General features: G+C 69.2%; 16 protein-coding genes. 2 read left to right on the top strand and 14 right to left on the bottom strand.

Translation table 11 applies throughout. The annotated features are described in order from the left end of the window. Positions 1–9 precede the first annotated feature (9 nt). The 14 genes from aroB to aspS form a co-directional block, all read right to left on the bottom strand. The gene (gene aroB / locus NWF22_RS21785) at positions 10–1,131 is read right to left on the bottom strand and encodes a 3-dehydroquinate synthase (protein WP_160902425.1); all 1,122 of its coding nucleotides are present in this window, start codon (positions 1,129–1,131) and stop codon (positions 10–12) included. After that, positions 1,128–1,694: a shikimate kinase gene (locus tag NWF22_RS21780; protein WP_160902426.1), complete on the bottom strand. Its 567-nt coding sequence runs from the start codon at positions 1,692–1,694 to the stop codon at positions 1,128–1,130. Before NWF22_RS21780 ends, aroB begins: the two co-directional genes overlap by 4 nt. After that, on the bottom strand, positions 1,691–2,899 hold the full coding sequence (gene aroC / locus NWF22_RS21775; protein ID WP_160902427.1) for a chorismate synthase: 1,209 nt from the start codon (positions 2,897–2,899) through the stop codon (positions 1,691–1,693). Before aroC ends, NWF22_RS21780 begins: the two co-directional genes overlap by 4 nt. Positions 2,900–2,957: 58 nt before the next feature. Then, positions 2,958–3,353, bottom strand: a complete 396-nt coding sequence (locus tag NWF22_RS21770; protein WP_160902428.1) for a prepilin peptidase — start codon at positions 3,351–3,353, stop codon at positions 2,958–2,960. Between the two features lie 70 nt (positions 3,354–3,423). Then, complete coding sequence (locus tag NWF22_RS21765; protein WP_160902429.1) at positions 3,424–4,251, bottom strand: shikimate dehydrogenase; 828 nt, start codon at positions 4,249–4,251, stop codon at positions 3,424–3,426. A 5-nt stretch (positions 4,252–4,256) separates the two neighbouring features. Next, positions 4,257–5,990, bottom strand: a complete 1,734-nt coding sequence (gene mltG, locus NWF22_RS21760; RefSeq protein WP_258321242.1) for an endolytic transglycosylase MltG — start codon at positions 5,988–5,990, stop codon at positions 4,257–4,259. A gap of 100 nt (positions 5,991–6,090) precedes the next feature. Beyond that, positions 6,091–6,522 carry a Holliday junction resolvase RuvX gene (ruvX, locus tag NWF22_RS21755; RefSeq protein ID WP_160902431.1) on the bottom strand — a complete coding sequence of 144 codons (432 nt, stop codon included), beginning with the start codon at positions 6,520–6,522 and terminating at the stop codon, positions 6,091–6,093. Beyond that, positions 6,519–9,227: an alanine--tRNA ligase gene (alaS, locus tag NWF22_RS21750; protein WP_160902432.1), complete on the bottom strand. Its 2,709-nt coding sequence runs from the start codon at positions 9,225–9,227 to the stop codon at positions 6,519–6,521. The genes ruvX and alaS overlap by 4 nt, the downstream gene beginning before the upstream one ends. Before the next feature lie 91 nt (positions 9,228–9,318). Next, on the bottom strand, positions 9,319–10,785 hold the full coding sequence (locus tag NWF22_RS21745; protein WP_160902433.1) for a replication-associated recombination protein A: 1,467 nt from the start codon (positions 10,783–10,785) through the stop codon (positions 9,319–9,321). Positions 10,786–10,793: 8 nt separating this feature from the next. Further along, positions 10,794–11,978, bottom strand: a complete 1,185-nt coding sequence (locus NWF22_RS21740) for an aminoglycoside phosphotransferase/choline kinase family protein (protein WP_160902434.1) — start codon at positions 11,976–11,978, stop codon at positions 10,794–10,796. A gap of 195 nt (positions 11,979–12,173) precedes the next feature. Continuing rightward, positions 12,174–13,082, bottom strand: coding sequence for a transglutaminase family protein (locus NWF22_RS21735; RefSeq protein WP_160902797.1), 909 nt, complete (start codon positions 13,080–13,082; stop codon positions 12,174–12,176). Positions 13,083–13,141: 59 nt separating this feature from the next. Next, positions 13,142–15,859: a circularly permuted type 2 ATP-grasp protein gene (locus NWF22_RS21730; RefSeq protein ID WP_160902798.1), complete on the bottom strand. Its 2,718-nt coding sequence runs from the start codon at positions 15,857–15,859 to the stop codon at positions 13,142–13,144. 41 nt (positions 15,860–15,900) lie between these two features. Beyond that, positions 15,901–19,371: a transglutaminase family protein gene (locus NWF22_RS21725; RefSeq protein WP_160902435.1), complete on the bottom strand. Its 3,471-nt coding sequence runs from the start codon at positions 19,369–19,371 to the stop codon at positions 15,901–15,903. 121 nt (positions 19,372–19,492) lie between these two features. Then, a complete protein-coding gene (aspS, locus tag NWF22_RS21720) occupies positions 19,493–21,349 on the bottom strand; it encodes an aspartate--tRNA ligase (RefSeq protein ID WP_258321241.1) in 1,857 nt (618 codons plus the stop codon). Positions 21,350–21,512: 163 nt separating this feature from the next. Between aspS and ypfJ the strand changes: the two genes are divergently transcribed. After that, on the top strand, positions 21,513–22,382 hold the full coding sequence (gene ypfJ, locus NWF22_RS21715; RefSeq protein ID WP_160902436.1) for a KPN_02809 family neutral zinc metallopeptidase: 870 nt from the start codon (positions 21,513–21,515) through the stop codon (positions 22,380–22,382). Then, positions 22,379–24,043 (top strand): DUF885 domain-containing protein, encoded by a 1,665-nt coding sequence (locus NWF22_RS21710; RefSeq protein ID WP_160902437.1) that lies wholly within the window; start codon positions 22,379–22,381, stop codon positions 24,041–24,043. The genes ypfJ and NWF22_RS21710 overlap by 4 nt, the downstream gene beginning before the upstream one ends. Positions 24,044–24,048 lie beyond the last annotated feature (5 nt).

Genomic DNA, 24,048 nt, shown 5'->3' with positions numbered 1-24,048 from the left:
TCGCACGGCTCAGAGCAGGACGCCGCCGGATGCGGGGGCCTGACCGGCGATCGCGGAGTACGCGGCGGCGATGAGTCCCGGGTCGGGGCCCTCGAGCCGGCCCGGCTTGGCGAGGCCGTCGAGGACGACGAACCGCAGCACACCCGATCGGTTCTTCTTGTCTCCCGACATCGTCTCCAGGAGGTCCGGCAGGGCATCGGGATCGTAGGTCGTCGGCAGACCCACCAGGTCGAGGACCGCCCGGTGGCGATCGGCGGTCTCGTCGTCCAGACGTCCGGCCAGACGGGCGAGTTCGGCCGCGAACACCAGGCCGACCGAGACGGCGGCCCCGTGGCGCCATCGATACCGCTCCCGACGTTCGATCGCATGGCCCAGCGTGTGCCCGTAGTTGAGGATCTCGCGCAGCGAGGATTCCTTGAGGTCCGCGGACACCACGTCGGCCTTCACCTGCACCGAACGCCGGATCAGTTCGGGCAGCACGGTGCCGGCGGTGTCGACGGCGGCGACCGGATCGGCCTCGATGAGGTCGAGGATCACCGGGTCGGCGATGAAGCCGGTCTTGATCACCTCGGCGAGTCCGGCGACCACCTCGTTGTGCGGGACGGTCTCGAGGGTGGCGGTGTCGATCAGCACCGCATCGGGTTCGTGGAATGAACCGACCAGATTCTTGCCGGCGTCGGTGTTGATGCCGGTCTTTCCGCCGACCGCGGCGTCGACCATCGCCAGCAAGGTCGTGGGGATGTGGATCACGCCGATGCCGCGCATCCAGGTGGCCGCGACGAACCCGGCCAGGTCGGTCGCCGCACCTCCACCGAGGCTGATCACCTTGTCGTTGCGTTTGAGCCCGATCCGACCGAAGACATCCCAACAGAATGCCGCCACCGAGAGGTCCTTGCCCGCCTCGGCATCGGGAATCTCGACGCGGTGCGCGTCGAATCCCTTGTCGGCCAAGAAGGCCCGGATCTGCTCCGCGGTCTGGGCCAGCGTGGGCTGATACAGGATGGCGATCCGGTCGGCCCCGGTGGCGGCGACCGCGACGTCGTCGAGCAGGCCGCGGCCGATGATCACGTCATAGGGCGATCCGGCGTTGACGGTGATCGCCGTCGGTTCGGTCGGGTGGTCCCCACTCATGAGTTCACGGCTCTTTCTCCCACTCGTTCTCCCACCAGGGCGTGGGCCAGTTCGGTCAGGATCTCGTCGGCCACCGTGCCGGCGTCACCGGCGGCGGCGTCCACGGTGAACACCGCTGCACGCGTATAGGTGGCGTCACGCTCGGCGAGCAGGTCCGCGTACCGCGTCTGCGGATCGTCACCGACGATGAGTGGCCGGTCGCTGTCGGCCACCCGGGCGAAGCCGGCGTCGGCGTCGATGCGCAGGTAGATCACGCGGTGGCCCGCCAGCGCCGACTCGATGGCGGGCGTCATCACGGCCCCGCCACCCAGCGCGATCACACCCCGATGGGTGCGCAGCACGCCGAGCACCACGTCGCATTCGATCTCGCGGAAGCGTTGCGGTCCGTCGGTGGTGAAGATGTCCGGGATGCTGCGGCCGGTGGTGCGCACGATCTCGGTGTCGGTGTCGATGAAGTCGACACCCAGTCGATCGGCGAGGATACGGCCGACCGTCGACTTCCCGGCGCCCATGAAGCCGATCAGTACCGCCGACGGAGCGCGGTCGACGCGGTCGCCGGTCATGAGCGAGGCGGGCGCGAGTCCACCCGTTTGCGATAGGCGGCGACATTGTCGCCGGTCTCGGCGACCGAGTCGCCACCGAATTTCTCCAGCGCCGCCTGCGCGAGCACCAACGCGACCATCGCCTCGGCGACCACGCCGGCCGCCGGTACCGCACAGACATCAGAGCGCTGATGGATGGCGACGGCCTCGTCTCCGGTCTCCATGTCGACGGTGGACAACGCCCGCGGAACCGTCGAGATCGGCTTCATCGCGACCCGCACCCGCAGATCCTCGCCGTTGGTCATTCCGCCTTCGAGACCGCCGGCACGGTTGGTCGAACGGAGCACGCCGTCCGGGCCGGGCACCATCTCGTCGTGCGCCTGGCTGCCGCGGCGGCGCGCCGTGGTGAAACCGTCACCGACCTCGACGCCCTTGATGGCCTGGATGCCCATCAGCGCACCGGCCAGCCGCGCGTCGAGTCGCGTCTCGCCACTGACGTGCGAGCCCAGCCCCACCGGCACTCCGGTGGCGACCACCTCCACGACGCCGCCGAGGGTGTCGCCGTCTTTCTTCGCCGACTCGATCTCCGCGATCATCAGGTCGGCCGATCCGGGGTCGAAAGCACGCACGGGGCTCTCGTCGATCGCGGGGAGGTCGGCGTAGTGCGGTGCGGGACCGTCGTAGGGTTCGCTGGCGCCGATCGAGATGACGTGTGAGAGCACCTCGATGCCCAGCACCTGGCGCAGGAAGTTGCGGGCCACGGTCCCGGCGGCGACCCGCGCCGCCGTCTCGCGTGCGCTGGCGCGCTCCAGGACCGGCCGGGCATCGTCGAATCCGTACTTCAGCATGCCGGAGTAGTCGGCGTGTCCCGGGCGAGGCCGGGTCAGCGGCGCGTTGCGGGCGCTGCCCTCGAGTTCGGCCGGATCCACCGGATCGGCCGCCATCACGGTCTCCCACTTGGGCCACTCGGTGTTGCCGATCTCCACGGCCACCGGGCCGCCCATGGTGCGGCCGTGCCGAAGACCACCGACGATGGTGATCTTGTCCGCCTCGAACTTCATCCGGGCGCCACGGCCGTAGCCGAGGCGACGACGGGCGAGTTGTTCGGCGATGTCGGACGAGGTGACCTCGACACCGGCCACCATCCCCTCGACAAGGGCGACCAGGGCCGGGCCATGCGATTCTCCGGCAGTTATCCAGCGCAACACAAGGATCAATTGTTCCATGTGGCGTCCGGGGCCCTCGGTACGCACCCCCCGGGTCACAGCGTGTGATGCCTCGACATCAGATGGCCCACCCACCCGACGCCAGCACACATACCGTCGCGGCCACCAGTGCCGGGGCGTGCGGGAGCCCGTCACGCCTCCGGGTGACGACATGCGCGGCGAGCCCGAGCACCGCGGCGAGAAGCACCACGAGCAGACCGGCCGCGACGTCGGCGAGCAGGCCGCCGAGGACGAACGCCAACTTCACATCGCCACCGCCGCAGAGGCCCGCGGCGGCGGCGAGGGCATAGGGCGCTGCGGTCACGAGTGCCGCGAGGCCGACCGTCGGTTGGGCCCCGGTGAACGCGAGCGTCGCGGCGATCGCCGGCCAGAGCGACGACGTCGGGATGCGACGGGTGTTCAGGTCGACCTCGGCGATGCGGGACAGCCACATCAGCACGATCCACAGACACATCCGTCGATCGTGGTCCAGAACCCACGCCGCGCCGGAATTCCATCCACAGGCGACCGGCCCGCGGCGGGGCTCAGCCGGTGTCGAGCGCCGCGGCCATCGCCTCCCGCGGGGCCGGCCGCCCGGTGAACTGCTCCACCTGGCTGTAGGCCTGGTTGAGCAGCATGACCAGACCGCCGACGACGCGTCCGCCGGCCGCCGACACGGCTGCTGCCAACGGCGTCGGCCACGGGTGATAGATCACGTCGACCAACCGCGCGGCCGCCGAGAGCGAAGCGACGAGGCCCGTCGCGGCGTCTGCGGGCACTGTCGACACCACGACCCCGCACGTGCCGGCGTGCCGGGCGAGTTCGGGTCCGTCGACGAAGCCGATCACCTCGGCAGCCATCCCCACCTCGGTGGCGACCTCGACGACCGGCGCGGCCCGTGCCGGGTCGCGGGCGACGATGGTCAGCTCGGTGAATCCGGTGTCATGCAGGGCGGCGACTGTCGGCAACGCCGTCCCACCGGCGCCCACCAGCACCGCGGTCGGGTTTTCGGTGGGGTCCACGCCGACCGCTCGCAGTGCCCCGGTCATGCCGTCGATGTCGGTGCAGTCCGCCCGCCAGCCGCGGTCGGTGCGCACGAGTGTGTTGGCCGAGCCGACCAACTCGGCGCGCGCAGTGCGTTCATCCGCGAACGCCAGGGCGGCCAGTTTCGCCGGCATCGTCACCGACAAACCGACGAATTCCGGCCCCAGCCCCGACACCAGCTCTGGTAGTTGTTCGGCGGTGCACTCGATGCGGTCATAGGTCCAGTCGACGAGCCCGAGCGCGCGGTACGCCGCCAGGTGCAGGTCCGGTGAGCGCGAATGACCGACCGGCGATCCGAGCACCGCGGCCCGTCGTGCTGTGGGTGTCATGGCGCTCAGCTGCACCCGGTGGTCAGCAACTCGTTGTCGCAGGCCCTGTCCCGGTTGCGCTGGTGTTGGGCGAAGGTGTCGGCGAACAGGGTGGTGCCGTCTTGGTCGATGGTGACGAAGTACAGCCAGTCACCAGGGGTGGGGTACTCGACGGCGGTCAGCGCCCGCTCCCCGACCGCGCCGATCGGAGTGGCCGGCAACCCCTCGATCCGGTAGGTGTTCCATTCGTTGTCCGCGCGGTACGCCTCGCCGTAGACGTCGATGTTGGTGACCGCGGCGGTGTAATTCGCGGTGGAGTCCATCTCCAGCCGCTGCCCCTTGTCCAACCGATTCAGGATCACCCGGGCGACCTTTGCATAGTCGTCGGGGTTGGTGACCTCACGTTCCACTATCGACGCCGTGACCAGCGTTTCGTACGGGGTCAGGCCGGAGTCGTGCGGTTCGAGCAGACCCCACTGCTCGAAGCGGGCGGCACTGGCGGTGATGAGCTCGCGCAGGATCTGCGTCGGCGTGTGTTCGGGGTCGATGGTCTCCCATGTTCCGGGTGCGATGAGACCCTCGATCCGCCGATGATCGCCGGTGAGATCCTGCACCGTCGGACGCGCCCAATCCGGTACGCCGAGTTGTTCGGGAGTGTCCTCGGCGGCGGCCGTTTCCAGCGCGGCCACGTCGGTCCCGATCCGCTGTCCGTTCACGGTCACCGCTGTCGCGTTCTCGATCATCTGAAAGATGCCCGGCGTGATCTTGCCGTCCACGCCTTCCTTGTTGTCCAACTGCAGACCCTCGGGAACCACCATGCGCCCGACCCGATGCGCGTTGCCGTCGGTCATCATCTCCACCGCGGTCGCCGCCGGGATCTGCGTGCGCATTTTGTAGAACCCGCCGGACATCGGCTGTCCGTCGGCGGCGTCGATGAAGGCCTGGACGCTGGCGACCACATCGTTATCCTGCAGAATCTGACCGAAGTCCATCAGCGTCGAGTTCTGCGGAATGTCCACCACCACATCGGCGGTACCTGCCGTGTTGGTGTAGTCCTTCGTGTTCTCGAACGCTCCGAACGCCCGCAGACCCACGAATCCGACTCCGACGACGAGGATCAGCATGCAGGTGAGCACGATGGCCAATACGACGCGTTTACGTAGCCGGCCGGGTGTGGCCGGACCTGACCGCCGTGGACCCTTGGCCGATCGGCCGGTGCGACGGGGCTCCCGGTGGTCGACGTCGTCGGGCTCGTCCCACAGGTCGAGCACACCTTCGGCGCGGTCGCCGGCGACGACCGGGTCTGCGGCGGGCGACGTGGGTGTGGCGGCGACGGAGCGGGGCGGGACCCGGTGCGGTACCGCGCGCCGCATGGGGTCGTCGAACTCACCGGCACGGATCCGGATCGCTTCGTCGGAATCGTGGATGTGCCCGGCCGGCGGCGCCACCGGTTCGGGTTGCGGTCGGATCGGCCGGCCTTGGGCGGGCGGCGCGGGCCACCTTCCGGTGCCTGCCGCTGCGTCGGCTCGGTGCGGATCGGTCCCATACGGGTCACGGGAGGGCGGTGTCGCCGACTGCTCTACCACCGGCTGCGGACCGGTCGGCGACGGTTCTCCCGTGACCGCGCGGCGCCGTCGGTGTCGGGTGGTCGGCTTGCCGTCGGTTGGCTGCGTGAAGTACCGCAGCCGGTCGAGCTCGAGTTGTTCGGTGGGCTGATCGGACAGATCGTGCCGCCTCGGTCGGTGGCGTTCGTCGGTCACCGAGCGATTCCTCCCCGGATCTGGCATGATTCGATCGTCGGAAACACACTCTTTGCGATCGCGAATTGCGTTGTGCCGGCTGGCCGGGCGCATGCAGAAGTCATCGTCGCGTATCCAGCCACCCCTGCAGGATAGCGACCGCAGCCGCCTGATCAATGACGGCGCGCGAGGACTTGGCATTGACTCCGCTGGCCCGCAACGCCTGGGTCGCGGTGACGGTCGTCAGCCGTTCGTCGTGATACTCCACCGACACGGGTGCGATCCGCTCGGCGAGGCGGTCACCGAAGTCGCGGGCCAATCCGGCTGCGGTGTCGCTCTCGTTGCGCAGCGTCTTCGGCAGTCCCACCACGACGCCGACCGCTTCGTACTCCTCGACCAGCGCGGCGATCCGCGCGAGGTCGGCGTCGGTACGCGGCGTGCGCTGCACCGTTTCGACCGGGGTGGCGAGAATGCCATCGGGATCACAGACGGCGACCCCGACCCGCACGGAACCGACGTCGACCCCCAGACGCCGCCCGCGAGTCCAGCTCATCGATCCCGCACGAGTTCGCGCACCCGCGCCATCGCGGAGTCGATGCCGGCCGGGTCCGAGCCCGCGCCCTGGGCCAGATCGGGTTTGCCGCCGCCGCGCCCGCCGACCAGCGGAGCGACCTCCTTCACGAGGTCTCCGGCCTTGATGCCCCGGCCGCGCGCGGCCTCGGTGGTGGCGACCACGAACGGGACCTTGGCGCCGTCGGCGCTCGGCGCGAACAGTGCGATCACCGCGAGCCGATCACCCACCTTGCCACGCAGATCGGTCGCCAGCCCACGCAAGCCGTTGGCGTCGAGTCCGCCCGGCACGAGACCGCCCACGAGCAGGGTGTCTCCCGAGGCGGTCGCCGAGTCGATCAGGCCTCCGGCGGCGGAGCGAGCGGAGTCCGCGCGCAACCGCTCGACCTCACGTTCAGCGTCTTTGAGGCGCGTCACCAGTTGCTCGACGCGTCCCGGCACCTCGTCGGACGGCACCTTCAGCGACGACGCGAGTCCGGCCATCAAGGCGCGTTCCTTGGACAGATACCGGAAGGAATCCATCCCGACATAGGCCTCGACACGCCGGATACCGGAGCCCACCGACGATTCGCCGATGACGGTGACCGGGCCGATCTGGGCCGACGACGCGACATGGGTGCCGCCGCACAGCTCCATCGAGAACGGTCCGCCGATCTCGACCACCCGCACGACGTCACCGTAGTTCTCGCCGAACAGCGCGATCGCGCCCATCTGCTTGGCCTCGGTCAGTCCGGTCTCGAAGGTGTGCACCGGATGGTTGGCCTCGACCGCGGCGTTGCTGATCTCCTCGATCTCGCGTCGCTGACTCTCCGACAACGGTTTTCCGGAATGGAAGTCGAACCGCAGATAACCCGGGCGGTTGAGCGACCCGGCCTGGGTCGCGGTGGGCCCGAGGACCTCACGCAGCGCAGCGTGCACCATGTGGGTTCCGGAGTGCCCCTGCGTCGCGCCGTGGCGCCAGGACTGATCCACCGCGGCGATGACCTCGTCGCCCTCGGCGATCTCTCCCTCGTCGACGGTGACCTTGTGCAGCCACACGGACTTTCCGGCCTTCTGTACGTCGGTGACCCGCAGCCGGACACCGTCACCGGTGGTGATGGTGCCGACATCGGCCATCTGACCCCCGGATTCGGCATAGAGCGGACTCCGGTCGAGCACCACCACGAGTTCCTGGCCGGGCGCGGCGCTCTGCACGCGCGCACCGTCGGAGACCAGGCCGAGCACCTTCGCCTCGGACACCAGTTCGTCGAAACCGGTGAACATCGTCGGACCCCGGTCGAGGAACTCGCGGTACACCGACAGGTCCGCGTGGCCGGACTTGCGAGCGGTCGCATCGGCCTTGGCGCGCTGCTTCTGCTCGGCCATCAGCGCGGTGAAACCCTCGCGATCGACGGCGAGGCCGGCTTCGGCGGCCATCTCCAGGGTGAGGTCGATCGGGAACCCGTACGTGTCGTGCAGGGTGAATGCGTCGTCCCCGCTGATGGTGGTGCGGTCGGCAGCCTTGGTCGCTGTCGCGGCGTCGGCGAACAGCTTCGAGCCGGCGGCGAGGGTCTTGCTGAACGACGCCTCCTCGGCGACGGCGACGTCGATGATGTGGTCGCGCTGTTCGGCCAGGTTCGGATACGACGGTGACATGGTGTCGACGACCAGCGAGATGAAATCGTCCATCGTGGGCTGTTCGGCGGCTGTCGGGACCACCCCGCTCGCTTCACTCCCGGCGGTCAGCAGCCGGACCGACCGCACCACCCGCCGCAGCAGGCGCCGCAGCACGTAGCCGCGACCGTCGTTGCCGGGCAGCACACCGTCGCCGATGAGCAGCGCCGCGGTCCGGGCATGGTCGGCGATCACCCGGAACCGCACGTCATCGTCGTGGTTTCCGGCGCCGTAGGCACGACCGGTCAGCCGCGACGCGAGGTCGATGATCGGCTTGAGCAGGTCGGTCTCGTAAACGTTGTCGACACCCTGCAGAATGCACGCGACGCGTTCGATCCCCATCCCGGTGTCGATGTTCTTCTTCGGCAGCGGGCCCAGGATCTCGTAGTTGTCCTTACCGCCGCCCGGGCCGCGGACGTTCTGCATGAACACGAGATTCCAGATCTCGATGTAGCGGTCCTCGTCGGCTTCGGGTCCGCCTTCGACGCCGTAGGCCGGTCCGCGGTCGTAGAAGATCTCCGAGCACGGCCCGCAGGGGCCGGGCACACCCATCGACCAGTAGTTGTCCTTGAGTCCACGTCGTTGGATGCGTTCGGCGGGCACCCCGATCTCGTCGCGCCAGATCGCCTCGGCCTCGTCGTCGTCGAGGTAGACCGTCGGCCACAGCTTCTGCGGGTCGATCCCGTAGCCACCCTCTTCGACACTGTTGGTCAGTAGCGTCCAGGCGAATTCGATCGCCTCGCGCTTGAAGTAGTCGCCGAACGAGAAGTTGCCGGCCATCTGGAAGAAGGTGTTGTGTCGGGTGGTGATGCCGACCTCGTCGATGTCGAGGGTGCGCACGCACTTCTGCACGCTGGTGGCGCGGTCGAACGGCGGCGTCTGCTCGCCGAGGAAGTACGGCTTGAACGGCACCATGCCCGCGTTGACGAACAGCAGGTTCGGATCGTCGAGGACCAGCGAGGCGCTGGGCACCTCGGTGTGTCCCGCCTTGATGAAGTGATCCAGGAAGCGCTGCCTGATGTCATGCGTCTGCACTGAGTTCGTCCTTGAGGTGGTGGTCGGTCACGCGGTCGACGTGGGCCGCTGCCCGCGCGATCGCCGCGTCCGGGCTGGTCGACACACCAGCCTACCGTCGACGCGCCCGCCCGGTGACACCCCGCACGATGGAGCGCAACTTGCCCAGCCGTGCGCTGATCTCGCGCTCGTGGCCGTGGTCGGTGGGGTGGTAGTAGTCGACGCCCACGAGATCGTCGGGCGGGTACTGCTGTGCCAGGACGCCGTCGGGGTCGTCGTGGGGGTAGCGATAGCCGATGCCACTGCCCAGGCCCTTCGCACCGGCATAGTGGCTGTCGCGCAGATGTGCCGGCACCGCGCCCGACTTCCCGGCCTCGATATCGGCGATCGCGGCGCCGATGGCGGAGACCACCCCGGCCGATTTCGGTGCGGTCGCCAGGTGGATGGTCGCCTGGGTCAGTGCCAGGCGGGCTTCCGGCATGCCCACCAGGGCGACCACCTGCGCTGCGGCGACGGCGGTCTGCAGTGCCATCGGATCGGCCATACCGATGTCTTCGCTGGCGTGGATCATCAGCCGACGGGCGATGAAGCGTGGGTCCTCCCCCGCGGCGATCATCCGGGCCAGATAGTGCAGCGCGGCGTCGACGTCGGAACCACGGATCGATTTGATGAACGCGCTGGTCACGTCGTAGTGCTGGTCACCGTCACGGTCGTAGCGCACGGCGGCTCGGTCGATCGCCGCCTCGACATCGGCGACGTCGATCAGGGGCACCGCCGGTGTGGCCGCGTCGCCGGCCTCGCCGTCCTCACCGATGGAGTCCCCGTCCTGGTCTTCGGCCCGTAGTGCGGCATCCGCGCTGGCCTCCAGCGCGGTCAGGGCGCGGCGGGCGTCTCCGCCGGCCACCGCGACGAGGTGATCGAGCGCTGCGTCGGTCACCTCGACGCGGGCGTCGAGGCCGCGCGGGTCGGACAGCGCCCGGCCGAGCACCTCGCGGATGTCGGCGTCGGTCAGCGAACGCAGTTGCAGCACCAGCGACCGGGACAGCAACGGCGCGACCACCGAGAACGACGGATTCTCCGTGGTCGCGGCGACCAGCAGCACGATCCGGTTCTCCACCGCATCGAGCAGCGCGTCCTGCTGCGTCTTGGAGAACCGGTGGACCTCGTCGATGAACAGGACGGTCTGCTGGCCGTCGACCAGCCGCCGTCTCGCCACGTCGATGACGGCCCGCACCTCCTTGACCCCCGCCGACAACGCGGACAGGGCTTCGAACCGGCCGCCGGTGGCACGCGAGATCAGCGCGGCCATCGTGGTCTTGCCGGTGCCCGGGGGTCCGTAGAGCATCACCGAGGCCGCACCCGACCCGTTGATCAGGCGACGCAGCGGCGATCCGGCGCCGAGCAGGTGCTGCTGGCCGACGATCTCGTCGAGCGACCGCGGCCGCATCCGGACCGCGAGCGGCGCCGTGGACGACGGCTCGCCGGTCAGCGCCGACGACGCGCCGGACACCAGACCCCCGGGCACAGCACCACCTGGCTCGGCGCGCGTACCGGCAGGTGGGTCGAAGAGCCCATCCATGTCCGGCGTCAGGTCAGCCAGGTGCGCTGCAGAGCCGCCCCGAGTTCCGCGGCGAATTCGGCGATCGTCGGATCCCCGCCGCGTACCGCCGCCGCAGACAGGTCGGTCCACCGGGCCACCACCACTCGCGGGTCATTGGTGTGCAACGCCCAGTCGTGGGTGTAGCCGGCCGGGCTGACCACGAAGCCGGCCCGGTTGATCTGACGGATCTCCGCCACGGCGGCCAGGTCCTGCGCGGGCAGCATCCAGGTGGTGGACAACCAGGTCCAGAGCAGTCGCGCGGTCAGGATCTTGCGGGCACAGTCGACGTCCCGACGCAGGGCCGGCCAGATCGCGTGCACCTCGGATCGCCAGGCGTCGACCAGCGCGACCTCCAGATCGGCCCGATGCCCGGCGTTCACCGGCGAGAGCTGTGCGCCGCAGGTCACCAGGGCGTAGGCGATATCGAGGGTGGCGTCGCGGAAACCGCCCCATTCGTAGTCCATGAACTGGACACCGTCGTCGTTGAGCAGGATGTTCTCCGGACCGACGTCGGAGGGACTGAAGGCGCGGTGGTCCCCGTCCGAGAAGAGGTCACATCCCGCGGCCAGACGAGTACGCACATCGTCGGGGAGTTGTACACCGAGACGCGTCATCTGCGCAGGCGCGTCGGCGACGGCGCGACCGGCGGACTCGGCGAGGATGTCGACATCCTCCGAACCCGCAGCGTCACGACGCAGGATGGCCAGGAAGTCGATCTCACCACCGACCGTCGCGGCGTGCATTCGACCCAGCGCCTGTCCCCATGCGCTGACCCCGTGGGAGGCCTCGACCGCATCGGTCCCGGCCAACAGCGAGTTCATCGAACGGCCGTGGCCCAGGTCGGTGAGAACCAGCACGCGGGACTCGGGATCCGACGCGATCAGCTGCGGTCCCGGCCGGGACTCGTTCGGCAACGCGTTGGCGTACTTGTAGGAGGCGAGTTCGCGATGAAAGGCGCGCGGATCCTCGTCGGCGGGGAGCACCTTGATGACCAGGGTGCGATCCATGGACAAGGGATTGGCCAGCACCCGCGCCCGGACCACGACCGTGCGGCCACTGCCGCCGAGGTCCTCCGGATCGGCGAGGGTGACGGGGGCACCGGCCCGGTGCGAGAGCACCGCCTCGGCTGCGCGCACCACACCGGCGATGCGACTCTCAGTGATTACCGTCATGTCGTCAACCAACCTACCCAATCCGCGATCGCGGTGTCGTCGTCTTCATCCATCTGCAACCGAGTTGCCACCCCCAGACCCGCCGGACCACCAGATCCTGTCTCGCACAACAAGGATCGCGCCTTCAAGGGTCGAAGGTCACGAGTTGTCATCCGTTCGGACCACCACCGCCGCGGACCCGTGACCTGCGCGGGATCAGTCGGTGACGCCGATCGGTGTCTCCGGTTCCGGCCCCGGCGTGTCCCCGATGGGACTCACGTCGACGGAGACGTCGATCCGACTCTTCTTCGACTCCGTGTAGATGACCCCGCGCAACGGCGGTATGTCGTCATAGTCACGCCCCCACGCGACCGTCACATGCCGCTCGTCGACGAGTTTGTCGTTGGTGGGATCGAACGCCACCCAATGATCGCCGGGCAGCCACACCGCCGCCCACGCGTGACTCGCGTCGGCACCGAAGATGCGTTCGCGGCCCGGCGGCGGGTCCGTCGCGAGATAGCCCGACTCGTACCGGGCGGCCAGACCGACCGAGCGCAGGCAGGCGATCGCGACCCGCGCGAAGTCCTGACACACGCCCATCCGCCGCTCCATCACGGTGTCGACCCGCGTGCTGATCGCGGTGGATCCCGACTTGTAGTCGAAGTCCCGATGGATTCGCGCGGTCAGGTCGGTGACCGCCTCGATCATCGGCCGTCCGGGTGTGAACACATCGCCCGCGTACTCCCGTACTGCTGCGGTGATCTCCGGCGGATACAGATCCAGGACGTACTCGGTGGCGGCCGCCCCCTCGATCCCGACTGCCGCCGGACGCGCCTGCTCCCAGGGACCGAGTGCCGCCGGAGACAGCAACACGCCGGCATCGGTTGGGTCGACCTCGACGACGGAGGTGGCGGTGACCGTCAGGGCCTCATGGGTGCTGCGCACGTGGAAGTAGGAGTCGCTGTTGCCGTAGACATCCACGCCCGTGGACCAGTCATCGGGCTCGGGATCGATCCGGACCTCGGCATCGAGCACGCGCTGGCCGGGCAGGTCGCGCGGCGTCAGGTAACACCGCCCATAGGACGATGACACGACGTCGTCGTAGGTGTAGCGGGTTCGATGCATCACCCGGTAGCGGCGGGTGTGCCCGGATTCGACGGTCCCTGCCGGCTCAGGGCTGCTCGTCACAGCTCACCACCCCCACCCCAGATCGGCTGGGCCTCGCGCGGCGGCGCGAACCGGGTCCGGTTGAGGACGTCGGAGAGCTCACGCACCCCGGTACCGATGGCGGTCATCAACTCCGCGAGATCGGCCCGGTGACCGGCGGTGTCGACGGTGGCGAGGTCGTCGGGGTCCGAGCGCCGCAGCTCGGCGATGAGATCTTCGACGATCCGGTCGGCGGCCGCCGACCGCAGCGCTTCCGGCATGGCTCCCAGGTTCTCCTGCAGCCGGTTGAACTGGAAGACCATCGACCGCGGGTTCGCCTCGTCGAAGAACAGCAGTTCGGCCACGGCGTCGAGCTGGTAGAGCCCGCGGTTGCGGCGGCGGTAGATGACCGACGACTCGTTGGCCACCAGGAAGGACTCCAGCAGCGCCTGTTCCACCTCTCGGTCTCGATGTCGGACGAACAGCGCGCGCGTCAACTCGGCGAGATTCACCGCACGTTCGATTCGGCGGCCGATGTCCAGGTACCGCCAGCCGGCATCGTGCACCATCGAGTCGGCCTGCAGACCGGCCAGGGCCAGGACACCGTGCAACACCTCGTCGTGCGTGTGACCCAGTTCGGAACCGAGGTCGAGTCCGGCATCGGTGGCCGGATCGGCGCCCGCGTCGCGGGCCGCTCGGATCTGGTCGGTCAGCTGGTCGATCGCGCGTTCCACCGGCGCCAGGACCATCCAGGTGCTCGTCGACATCTGATCGCGTATCGCGCGCGCCGTCGACACGAGCCGGTCCACCGAATGTGCGATGGTCCCCGGCACCATCCGCGCCACGGTGAGGTCGGTGAGTTTCGCGATCGCGTCGAGGACCCGCTGCGGACTCGGCGTGCCGTCGTCGCCTTCGGTGATGAGCTCCGCCGTCTGCAGGTAGGCGGCCGTGCCGGTCACCGTGGCGGCGGCGTGCAGTACCAGCGGGACGGCCGCGGTGCCGCTCATCCATGGCCGGTACTGGACCTCCTGGTACCGCTCGCGCGCGACCTTCGCCAACCGGGTGGTGGCCTCGGTGCGTTCGCCGTAGCGGCCGAACCAGAACAGGTCGGCCAGGACGCGGGGGCTGGCCGCCGCCGCGATGTCGGAGTACTCCAGCGCGCGGGCGTGCCGCACCGCTCCCCTCGACACGGCGTCGTCGACGGCCGCCGTCGCAGTGGTCGTCGACCGCCGCGACACATGGCCGCCGATGTCGGCACTGGTGACCCAGATGTCCTTGGCGGCGACCGTGTGTTGCGCGGCCCCGGCCGGACCGTCGGCCAGCACGGCGCCCAGGCCGCCGGGCATCACCGCGTACGTGGGGCCCTGGGCGACGCTGAAGGCCCGGATGCCGACCGGCGCGGCGCGGACCGCACCGGTGCCGGGCACGTCGTTTCGTCCGGGGGTCATCGTCGGCGCCACCGAGTAGGGCCGCAGTTCCCGGCCCACCCACTGCCACGTCTCGGCCTCGACGCGAGCGGCCAGTTCGGTGCGAGCGGCGGCATCGGCCAGCGGCGCCACCACCTCCTCGCCGGTGCGGAAGTTGGTCAGCACGAGGTGGTCGAGGTCGGCGCGGATCTTGCTGCGCTGTACGTCGTCGCCGGCCCAGTAGGTGGGCACCGACGGCAGGGCCAGTTCCTCGTCGATCAGCACGGGGGCCAACGAGTCCAGGATGGTGTGGATGGCGGGATTCTCCACCACGCCGCTGCCGAGGGTGTTGACCACGGTCACCGTGCCCCGTGAGATGGCCTCCACCAGACCGGCGACACCCAGTCGTGAGTCGGTGCGCAGATCCAGCGGGTCGGCGTACTCCGCGTCGATCCGGCGCAGCAGGACGTCGACCCGTTTGAACTTGCCCAGCGAACGCATGTAGACGACCCCGTCACGCACGGTGAGGTCGCTGCCCTCGACGAGCGGAAAGCCGAGCACGGCCGCCAGATATGCCTGGTCGTAGGCGGTCTCGGACATGCTACCGGGACTCAGCACCGCCACGGTGGGATCGTCCACGCCGGGGGGCGCGTAGTCGAACAGGGCCAGCCGGACCGTGCCGGCGAAGTTGGTGACCGGACGCGGCGCGCAGGTCTGGAACAGCTGTGGGAACGTCCGCGAGAGCACGTGGCGGTCGATCATCGCGAAACCGATACCCGACGGCGCCTGGGTGCGATCGGCATAGACCTCGAACCGGCCGTCCGGAGCGCGTCCCAGGTCTATCGCGTGCAGGAACAGCGCATGTGGTCCGGGCAGCTCGAGGCGCACCGCCTTGCGGATGTAGCCGGGGTGACCGAACACCATCTCCGGCGGGACCAGTCCGGAGCGGATGGTCTTCTGATCTCGATAGAGGTCGCGCAACAGCAGGTCGAGCACTGTCGATCGTTGGATGATCGACTTCTCCAGATCCGACCAATCGACCCCGTCGATCAGCAATGGCACCGGGTCGACCTGCCAGTCGCGTGCCACGGTGGTGCCGCCGACCACCTGGTTGTAGACGACACCCTCGTCCCCGATCGCGGTGGCCAGACGCGCGGCAGCCGACCGCAGCCGCGCATCTCCGCGCAACCCGTATCCGGCCACCAGGTCCGTCCATGCCGTGCGTACCCGACCGTCGGCGTGCAACATCTCGTCGTACGGGGCGGCCGCGCCACTCGGCGAAGCGGTCGGCGCTGTGAGTCGCGAGACGTCGAACAGGGCGGAACCGTCGGGACGGTACCGGTCGAACACCGCGGGCAGGCCGACGCCGGCAGGGTTGTCCGACGAAACAGTCACCGGAGAACTGTACGTGCCCGCCGCAGGTCCAGGATTGCCGGGACCCCGGTGTCGGTGGCGATGCGAGCCTGCCGCTCCCGCAGCAGCCCGACGTCGACGGAGCCGCTGGTGTGTCCGGATGCCTCGAAGCGGCCGTTGCGCCGCGATTCGGCTTCCACCGCGTTGACCGGCGGGCGGTCGTAGGCACGGCCACCCGGGTGCACCACGTGGTAGGTGGCGCCCCCGACGGAACGTTCGGAGACCGTGTCGACCAGATCGAAGGTCAGCGGCGTGTCGACGGTGATCGTCGGATGCAGCGAACTGGGCGGCTGCCAGGCGCGGAAGCGGATCCCGCCCACCTGTTCGCCGGTGCGCCCGGTGGGTCGCAGCGGGATCGGGTAGCCGTTGCAGGTGAGCATGAAGCGGTCGTCGTCGCCGCCGAGAACACGCACCTGGACCCGCTCGATCGATGAGTCGACGTAGCGGGCGGTGCCGGCGCCGGTTGACTCTTCACCGAGGGTGTTCCACGGCTCGATCGCGCCGCGCAGTTCCACCTCGTGGTCGCGGATCTGCACGGTGCCCAGCCGCGGGAAGCGGAACTCGGTGAAGGGGTCGAGCCACGCGGTGTCGAAGGCGTAGCCGGCCTCGCGCAGTTCCTCGGCGACCGCGGCGATGTCGGCGATCACGTAATGCGGGAGCAGGTGCTTGCCGTGCAGGTCCGCGCCGTGCCGGATCAGCCGGCCGCGGTAGGGCTGTTCCCAGAACCACGACACGAGCGAGCGCACGAGTAGCGACTGCACCATCGCCATCTGGTGGTGCGGCGGCATCTCGAATGCGCGCAGTTCCAACAGGCCCAGACGTCCGCGCGGCGAATCGGGGCTGTACAGCTTGTCGATGCAGAACTCCGCGCGGTGGGTGTTGCCGGTGATGTCGGTGAGCAGATGGCGCAGTGCCCGGTCGGTCACCCACGGATTGGGTGGCGCGTCGACCCCCTCGGCGGCGGCGGCCTTGACGGCGAGTCGGTCGATCTCCGCGAAAGCGATCTCGAGTTCGTAGAGCGACGACTCACGGCCCTCGTCGACGCGGGGCGCCTGCGATGTGGTGCCGACGAAGCGCCCGGAGAACAGGTACGACAAGGACGGATGCCGCTGCCAGAACGTCAGCATCGACGCCAGCAGGTCGGGCCGGCGCAGCATCGGCGAATCGGCGGGCGTGGGGCCACCGAGGGTGATGTGGTTGCCGCCGCCGGTGCCGCCGTGGCTGCCATCGAGGTCGAACGTCTCGGTGCCCAGACGTGCGCGCCGGGCGTGGTCGTAGAGCGACTCGAGAAGTTCCGACTGTTCGGCGAAGCTGTTGGTGGGCTGGATGTTGACCTCGATCACGCCCGGATCAGGGGTCACGGTCAACGTGGTGAGGCGACCGTCGGCGGGCGGTCCGTACCCCTCGACCACCACGGGCGTGTCGATCGCGGCGGCCGCCGCCTCCACCATCTCGACGATGGCGAGGTATTCCTCCAGCGTCCCGGTGGGCGGCAGAAACACATACAGGACTCCCCCGCGCATCTCGGCCACCACGGCACTGCGCGGAACGAAGGCGGCGGGATCCATCTCCCGAACGGTCCAGCCCAACGCGTCGGCCGGGTCGTCGGGCAGCGGGGCGGGCCTGGCCGACGGATCGGACTCGAACAGGGTCGGGGCCGGACCCCAGGACAGAGAGTCCAGGGGCAGCCGCAAACCTGCCGGGGAGGTGCCCGGGGTGAGGACCAGCCGGCCGCGTCGGGTGGTCCAGCGGGCGCTGTGCCATGCGGTCTCGTCTTCGGAGCGGCTCAGCGGCAACACGTAGGCCGTCGGCGCGCTGACCGCTTCGTCGAGCTTGGCCAACAGCGCCCGCCGCGCCGGGGTGGTGTCGGCCGGCGGTTCGAGGTCCTCGTCGGAGTCGGCCGCTTCGACCGCGGCTTCGGCGAGTTTGGTGGTGATGACCGTACGCAGCGTCGGGTCCTCGCCGGGGTCGCCGGGCGGCAACGCGGAGAGCTCCCGCATTCGCACCAGGGGGTCTTCGAAGGCAGGCATGACCTGCGACAACGGGAGGCCGAGGCGACCGGCGAAGGCGGTGAGCAGCTTCTCGGCGGTTTCCGACGCGCCGCGGCTACCCGCGGGCGGGCCGCTGGTCTCGACGTCGATACTCGCCCGCGACGCAGCACCGTTGCTCCACGGGTCGGCCAGCAGTTCCGGGCGACGCCAGATCGGCTGGCCGTCGGCGCGCCACATCAGTGCGATCTGCCATCGCGGCAACGGCTCACCCGGATACCACTTGCCCTGGCTGCGCTGCACCAGACCGGTCGGCGCGTAGGCATCCTTGAGACGGCCGGCCAGATCGGAGGCCAGCGTCCGCTTGTGCGGGCCGTCGGCGGCGGTGTTCCACTCGGGATCGGTCTGATTGTCGATGGAGACGAACGTCGGCTCACCACCCATGGTGAGGCGGACGTCGTTGGCCGCCATCTTCTCGTCGAGGGCGGTACCGAGCTCCTGTACCCGCTTCCACTGCGACGCGGTGTAGGGCAGGGTGACGCGCGGGTCCTCGTGGAATCGGGTGACCGTGTTGGAGAAGTCGAGGGTGGCGTGGCACGGGCCCGTCGCGCCGGTGATGGGTGCGGCGCCGCCCGGGTTGGGGGTGGCCGCGAGCGGGATGTGGCCCTCACCGGCGAACAGCCCCGAGGTCGGGTCCATACCCACCCAGCCGGCACCCGGAAGGTAGACCTCGGTCCAGGCGTGCAGGTCGGTGAAGTCGGCGTCCGGTCCCGACGGTCCGTCGAGCGATTTGACGTCGGAGGTCAGCTGCACCAGGTAGCCCGAGACGAACCGTGCCGCCAGCCCGAGCTCCCGCAGGATCGCCACCAGCAGCCACGCCGAGTCACGACACGAACCGATCGCGCTGGCCAGGGTGTACTCGGGTGTCTGGACGCCGGCTTCGAGCCGCACGGTGTAGCCGACGGCCTCCTGGACGGCCTGGTTGAGCGCGACCAGGAAGTCGATGATCCGGATCTTGCCGGTGGGCTTGTGCCGAGCGGCGAACTCGGCGATCGACGGGTGCACCGGCGCTCCCGCGAACTCGCCCTCGCCGACGCCTACGGGGCGCAGGAAGATCTCCAGGTCGTTGCGCAGTTCCTCGGGGTATTCGAAGCCGTAGTTCTCCGCCCAGTCCTCGATGAAGAAATCGAAGGGGTTGATCGCGGTGAGGTCGGCGATCAGACTCACCGCGATCGACAGCACCGAGGACGGTTCGGGGAACACCAGCCGCGCCTGATAGTTGCTGAACGCATCCTGCTGCCAGTTCAGAAAATGTTGTGCCGGTTCGACTTTGAGCGAGTACGCCTCGATGGGCGTCCGCGAGTGCGGCGCGGGTCGCAGCCGCACCACATGCGGGAATATCTTGACCGGGCGATCGAATGCGTAACTCGTGCGGTGCTCGAGGGCCACCTTGATCGTCATGGTCAGAAATCACATCACAATTCGCGATCCGATGCCGGGTTTGCGGTGGGTATCACCCGTGAAAATCGCCACCGCCGGCCGATCCCGCGCGTCGGAGGAGGACCGACCGCTGTGGTGGCCTTCAGGCGCCCCCGACGGTGTGATCTGCGGTCGCGGCCGATTCGGCGGTGCCCGGCTTGCCGTCCGCTGACGAGTCGGCGCTGCCGCCCTGTTTGCGCAGAATCGGCTTGGCGTCGATACCCGACTCCTTGCGCTGCTGCGGGGTGATCGCCGCCGGCGCGTCGGTGAGCGGGTCCACACCGCCGCCGGACTTGGGGAACGCGATGACCTCGCGGATGGAGCTCTCCCCGGCCAGCAGGGCGGTGATGCGGTCCCAGCCGAAGGCGATGCCGCCGTGCGGCGGCGCGCCGTAGGCGAACGCGTCGAGCAGGAAGCCGAACTTCTCCTGCGCCTCGTCGTGGCCGATGCCCATGATCTCGAACACCCGCTCCTGCACGTCACGCTCGTGGATACGGATCGAGCCACCGCCGATCTCGTTGCCGTTGCACACGATGTCGTAGGCGTAGGCCAGCGCGGAGCCCGGATCGGATTCGAGGGCGTCGAGCGACTCCGGCTTGGGCGCAGTGAACGCGTGGTGGACCGCGGTCCAGGCGCCCGATCCGACGGCGACGTCGCCCGATGCGGTGGCGTCGTCGGCGGGTTCGAACAGCGGGGCGTCGACCACCCAGGTGAACGCCCAGTCGCCGTCCTTGATCAGGCCGAGGCGGTCGGCGATCTCCCCACGCGCGGCACCGAGCAGCGCGCGCGACGACTTGACCGCGCCGGCACCGAAGAAGACGCAGTCGCCGGGGTTGGCGCCGACGTGGGCGACCAGCCCGACGCGTTCGGCGTCGGACAAGTTCTTGGCGACCGGTCCGCTGAGTTCACCGTCCTCACCCACGAGGACGTACGCCAGTCCCTTGGCGCCGCGCTGCTTGGCCCATTCCTGCCAGGCGTCGAGTTGCCGGCGCGGCTGCGAGGCGCCGCCGGGCATGACGACCGCACCGACGTAGGGCGCCTGGAACACCCGGAACGGGGTGTCGGCGAAGTAGTCGGTGCATTCGACGAGTTCGATGTCGAAGCGGAGGTCGGGCTTGTCGGTGCCGAAGCGGCGCATGGCGTCGGCGTAGGTGATCCGCGGGATCGGGGTGGGGAGTTCGACGCCGATCAGCTGCCATAGGGCACGCAGGACATCCTCGGCCAGGGTGATCACATCGTCCTGGTCGACGAAGCTCATCTCGATGTCGAGCTGGGTGAATTCGGGCTGGCGGTCGGCCCGGAAGTCCTCGTCGCGGTAGCAGCGCGCGATCTGGTAGTAGCGCTCCATGCCGGCGACCATCAGCAGCTGTTTGAACAGCTGCGGACTCTGCGGCAGCGCGTAGAAGGTGCCGGGCTGCAGGCGTGCGGGCACCAGGAAGTCACGCGCCCCCTCGGGTGTCGATCGGGTCAGCGTCGGGGTTTCCACCTCGACGAAGTCGTGGTCGGCGAGCACACCGCGCGCCGCCGCGTTCACCTTGGAACGAAGCCGCAGGGCGCGCGCCGGCCCTTCGCGACGCAGATCCAGGTAGCGGTAGTGCAGTCGCGCTTCCTCGCCGGGGTTCTCGTCGAGCTGGAACGGCAGCGGCGCCGCGGCGTTGAGCACCTCGAGGGAGACGGCGTTGATCTCGATCTCGCCGGACGCCAGGTTCGGGTTCTCGCTGCCCTCGGGGCGCACCTCGACGACACCGGTCACGGCGACGCAGAACTCGGCACGCAGCCGGTGTGCGGCCTCGGCGACGGCCTCGTCGCGGAACACCACCTGGACCAGGCCCGAGCTGTCGCGCAGATCGATGAACACCACGCCGCCATGATCACGGCGGCGCGCAACCCACCCGGCGACGGTGACGGTCTGCGAGGCGTCGGCGCGACGAAGCGAGCCGGCGAGATGCGTGCGGAGCACTCAGGAGTCCTTCCCAATGGTTTTCGAGGTCCAATCTCGGCTCATCCTACTGTCGTGACCAGGACCGACCCGCACCCGGGCGGGTCTGCGAATATGCTCGACCCTGCCGACGCCGGGCGACGGCGCGGGACGGTCGGATGTGGCGGAGAGGTCGAGGAGCGGGATGGTTTTTCAGGGCGACGGGCCGCTCGACACCGGGTCGGTCTCCGGTGGTGGCGGTGGCGGCGGGGTGGGCCGAATCGCCGTCGGGGGCGGAGCCGGACTGATCATCACCATCGTCGCCCTGTTCTTCGGTATCGACACCGGCTCCCTCACCGGTGGTTCATCGTCGTACGGCGGCGGCACGGCCAACAGCCGGGATGTCGCCGAGATCAACGACCACATCCGGTCCTGCACGATCGAGAAGGCCAACGTCGACACGATCTGCCGCATCGTCGCGACCACCAACAGCCTCGACGACGTGTGGTCGGATCTGATGCCCGGGTACACGCCGCCGAGCACCAAGATCTTCACCGGTTCGGTGAGCACCGGGTGTGGGCCGGCGACCTCGGCGACCGGCCCGTTCTACTGTCCCGCCGATGAGACCGCCTACTTCGACCCGACCTTCTTCGCTCAGCTGGAACAGATGGGCGGCAGCGACGGCCCGTTGGCGCAGGAGTATGTGGTCGCCCACGAGTACGGCCACCACATCGAGAACCTGACCGGGGTGCTGCAGCGGGGCAATCGGATGGGCTCGCAGGGGCCGCGTTCGGGGTCGGTCCGCGTCGAGTTGCAGGCGGACTGCCTGGCGGGTGTGTGGGCCTACCACGCCGACAACGGCCCGGATGCGATGCTCGAACCGTTGACCTCCGATCAGATCGACACGGTGATCCAGACGGCCAAGGCGATCGGTGACGACACCATCCAGGGCGCCAATTCGAATCCCGAGGGCTGGACTCACGGGTCGTCGGAGCAGCGCGCCCGCTGGTTCACCATCGGCTACGACTCCGGTGACCCGCGCCGGTGCGACACGTTCGCGACCAACGACCTATGAGCGGGCCGACCGAATCGGTGCCACGGGAACCGAGCGTCATCGACCAGATCGCCGAGTCGTACCTGGCCGACCAGGCCGTCCAGGATCCGTTGTTCGCCACCGAGGTCGGCGTGCCGGGCCACGACCATTTGCTGACCGACTTCTCCCCTGCCGCCTGTACTGCGCGCACCGTGTCGGCGCGTGCCACGGTGCACGCCTTGGCCGAGTCCCATCCGGTCGACGACGTCGATCGTGTCACGGTGGCCACGATGACCGCCTCACTGCGCCGGGAAATCGCGCTCGCCGAGTCCGGCGAACGCGTGGGCGAGTGCAACGTGATCGCATCACCGCTGCAGGCGGTCCGCGACATCTTCGACCTGATGCCCACCGAGTCGGCTGCCCAACGCGAGGTGTTCCTGCACCGCCTGCGCGTCGTTCCGGAATGTGTCGACACGATCATCGACGGCCTGCGCCATCGGATCGCGCATGGGCCCCCGTTGGTGCAGCGGCAGGTGGAACTCGTTGCCGCGCAGGCGGCCACCGCCGCCGACGCGATCGCCGCCAACACCGGCCCCCTCGCCGAGGACGCCTCCCTGCGCGATGGGCTCGATGTCGCACAGCGCGACGTGCGGGTTGCCTTCGAAGCCCTCGACGCGGTGTTGCGGGCGGAGGCGGCACCTGTGGCCACCGACGTCGACGCGGTGGGGCGCGAACGATATATACGTTTCCTGCCCGCCTATCTCGGTGCCGATGTGGATCCGGACGAGGCGTATGCGTGGGCCACCGACCGGCTCTCGGCGATCGTCACCGAGCAGGCGGCACTCGCTGATGAGGTGTTGCCCGGCGCGTCGGTTGCCGAGGCGATGGCCCACCTGGACTCGTTGCCGCGCTACGCAGTCCACGATCGTCACGAGTTCGTCGCCTGGATGCAGGAGCTGTCGGACCGCGCGGTGGAGGGTCTGGCCGGCACACACTTCGACATACCGGCAAAGCTGACTCGCCTGGAGTGCCGCTTGGCGCCGTCGTCAACCGGGATCATCTACTACACCCAGCCGAGCGCGGATCTGTCCCGGCCGGGACGGATGTGGTGGTCGGTGCCGCCCGAGCAGAAGGTCTTTCACACCTGGCAGGAGAAGACCACCGTGTTCCACGAGGGAGTGCCCGGCCATCATCTGCAGCTCGGCGCAGCGATCGTCAGTGACGAGCTCAACGCATGGCGGAAACTGGCGTCGTTCACCTCGGGCCACGGCGAAGGGTGGGCGCTCTACGCGGAGCGCTTGATGGCAGAACTCGGTTGGCTGGATGATCCCGGCGACCGGATGGGCATGCTCGACTCACAGCGTCTGCGGGCCGCGCGCGTGGTGGTGGATATCGGGGTGCACTGCAAGCTCCGCGCACCCGCCGCGCTGGGTGGCGGGACCTGGGATGCCGAGAAGGCCTGGCAGTTCCTCACCGATTCGGTGGCGATGGACCGTGCGGTGCTGCGTTTTGAGCTGAATCGCTATCTCGGATGGCCCGGTCAGGCACCCTCGTATGCGCTCGGGCAGCGGGTGTGGGAGGAGACCCGGACCGCAGCGCTCGCCACCCACCGCGACTGGACGCTGAAGGACTTCCACACTCGCGCACTCGCACTCGGCGGGGTTTCCCTCGATGTGCTGGCCGGGGAACTCACGTCGACGTGAGCGTC

It is taken from the genome of Gordonia mangrovi (assembly GCF_024734075.1).
In the GTDB taxonomy this organism is placed as follows: Bacteria; Actinomycetota; Actinomycetes; order Mycobacteriales; family Mycobacteriaceae; genus Gordonia; species Gordonia mangrovi.
The sequence above is the reverse complement of the archived record's forward strand: the minus strand, read 5'-3'. Positions and strand labels throughout refer to the sequence as shown.

Excerpts from the sequence above, each read along its gene's own strand:
- aroB (WP_160902425.1), bottom strand. The coding sequence starts at position 1,131 with ATGAGTGGGGACCACCCGACCGAACCGACGGCGATCACCGTCAACGCC.
- NWF22_RS21780 (WP_160902426.1), bottom strand. The coding sequence starts at position 1,694 with ATGACCGGCGACCGCGTCGACCGCGCTCCGTCGGCGGTACTGATCGGC.
- aroC (WP_160902427.1), bottom strand. The coding sequence starts at position 2,899 with ATGGAACAATTGATCCTTGTGTTGCGCTGGATAACTGCCGGAGAATCG.
- NWF22_RS21770 (WP_160902428.1), bottom strand. The coding sequence starts at position 3,353 with ATGTGTCTGTGGATCGTGCTGATGTGGCTGTCCCGCATCGCCGAGGTC.
- NWF22_RS21765 (WP_160902429.1), bottom strand. The coding sequence starts at position 4,251 with ATGACACCCACAGCACGACGGGCCGCGGTGCTCGGATCGCCGGTCGGT.
- ruvX (WP_160902431.1), bottom strand. The coding sequence starts at position 6,522 with ATGAGCTGGACTCGCGGGCGGCGTCTGGGGGTCGACGTCGGTTCCGTG.
- NWF22_RS21745 (WP_160902433.1), bottom strand. The coding sequence starts at position 10,785 with ATGGATGGGCTCTTCGACCCACCTGCCGGTACGCGCGCCGAGCCAGGT.
- NWF22_RS21740 (WP_160902434.1), bottom strand. The coding sequence starts at position 11,978 with ATGACGGTAATCACTGAGAGTCGCATCGCCGGTGTGGTGCGCGCAGCC.
- NWF22_RS21735 (WP_160902797.1), bottom strand. The coding sequence starts at position 13,082 with ATGCATCGAACCCGCTACACCTACGACGACGTCGTGTCATCGTCCTAT.
- NWF22_RS21725 (WP_160902435.1), bottom strand. The coding sequence starts at position 19,371 with ATGACGATCAAGGTGGCCCTCGAGCACCGCACGAGTTACGCATTCGAT.
- ypfJ (WP_160902436.1), top strand. The coding sequence starts at position 21,513 with ATGGTTTTTCAGGGCGACGGGCCGCTCGACACCGGGTCGGTCTCCGGT.
- NWF22_RS21710 (WP_160902437.1), top strand. The coding sequence starts at position 22,379 with ATGAGCGGGCCGACCGAATCGGTGCCACGGGAACCGAGCGTCATCGAC.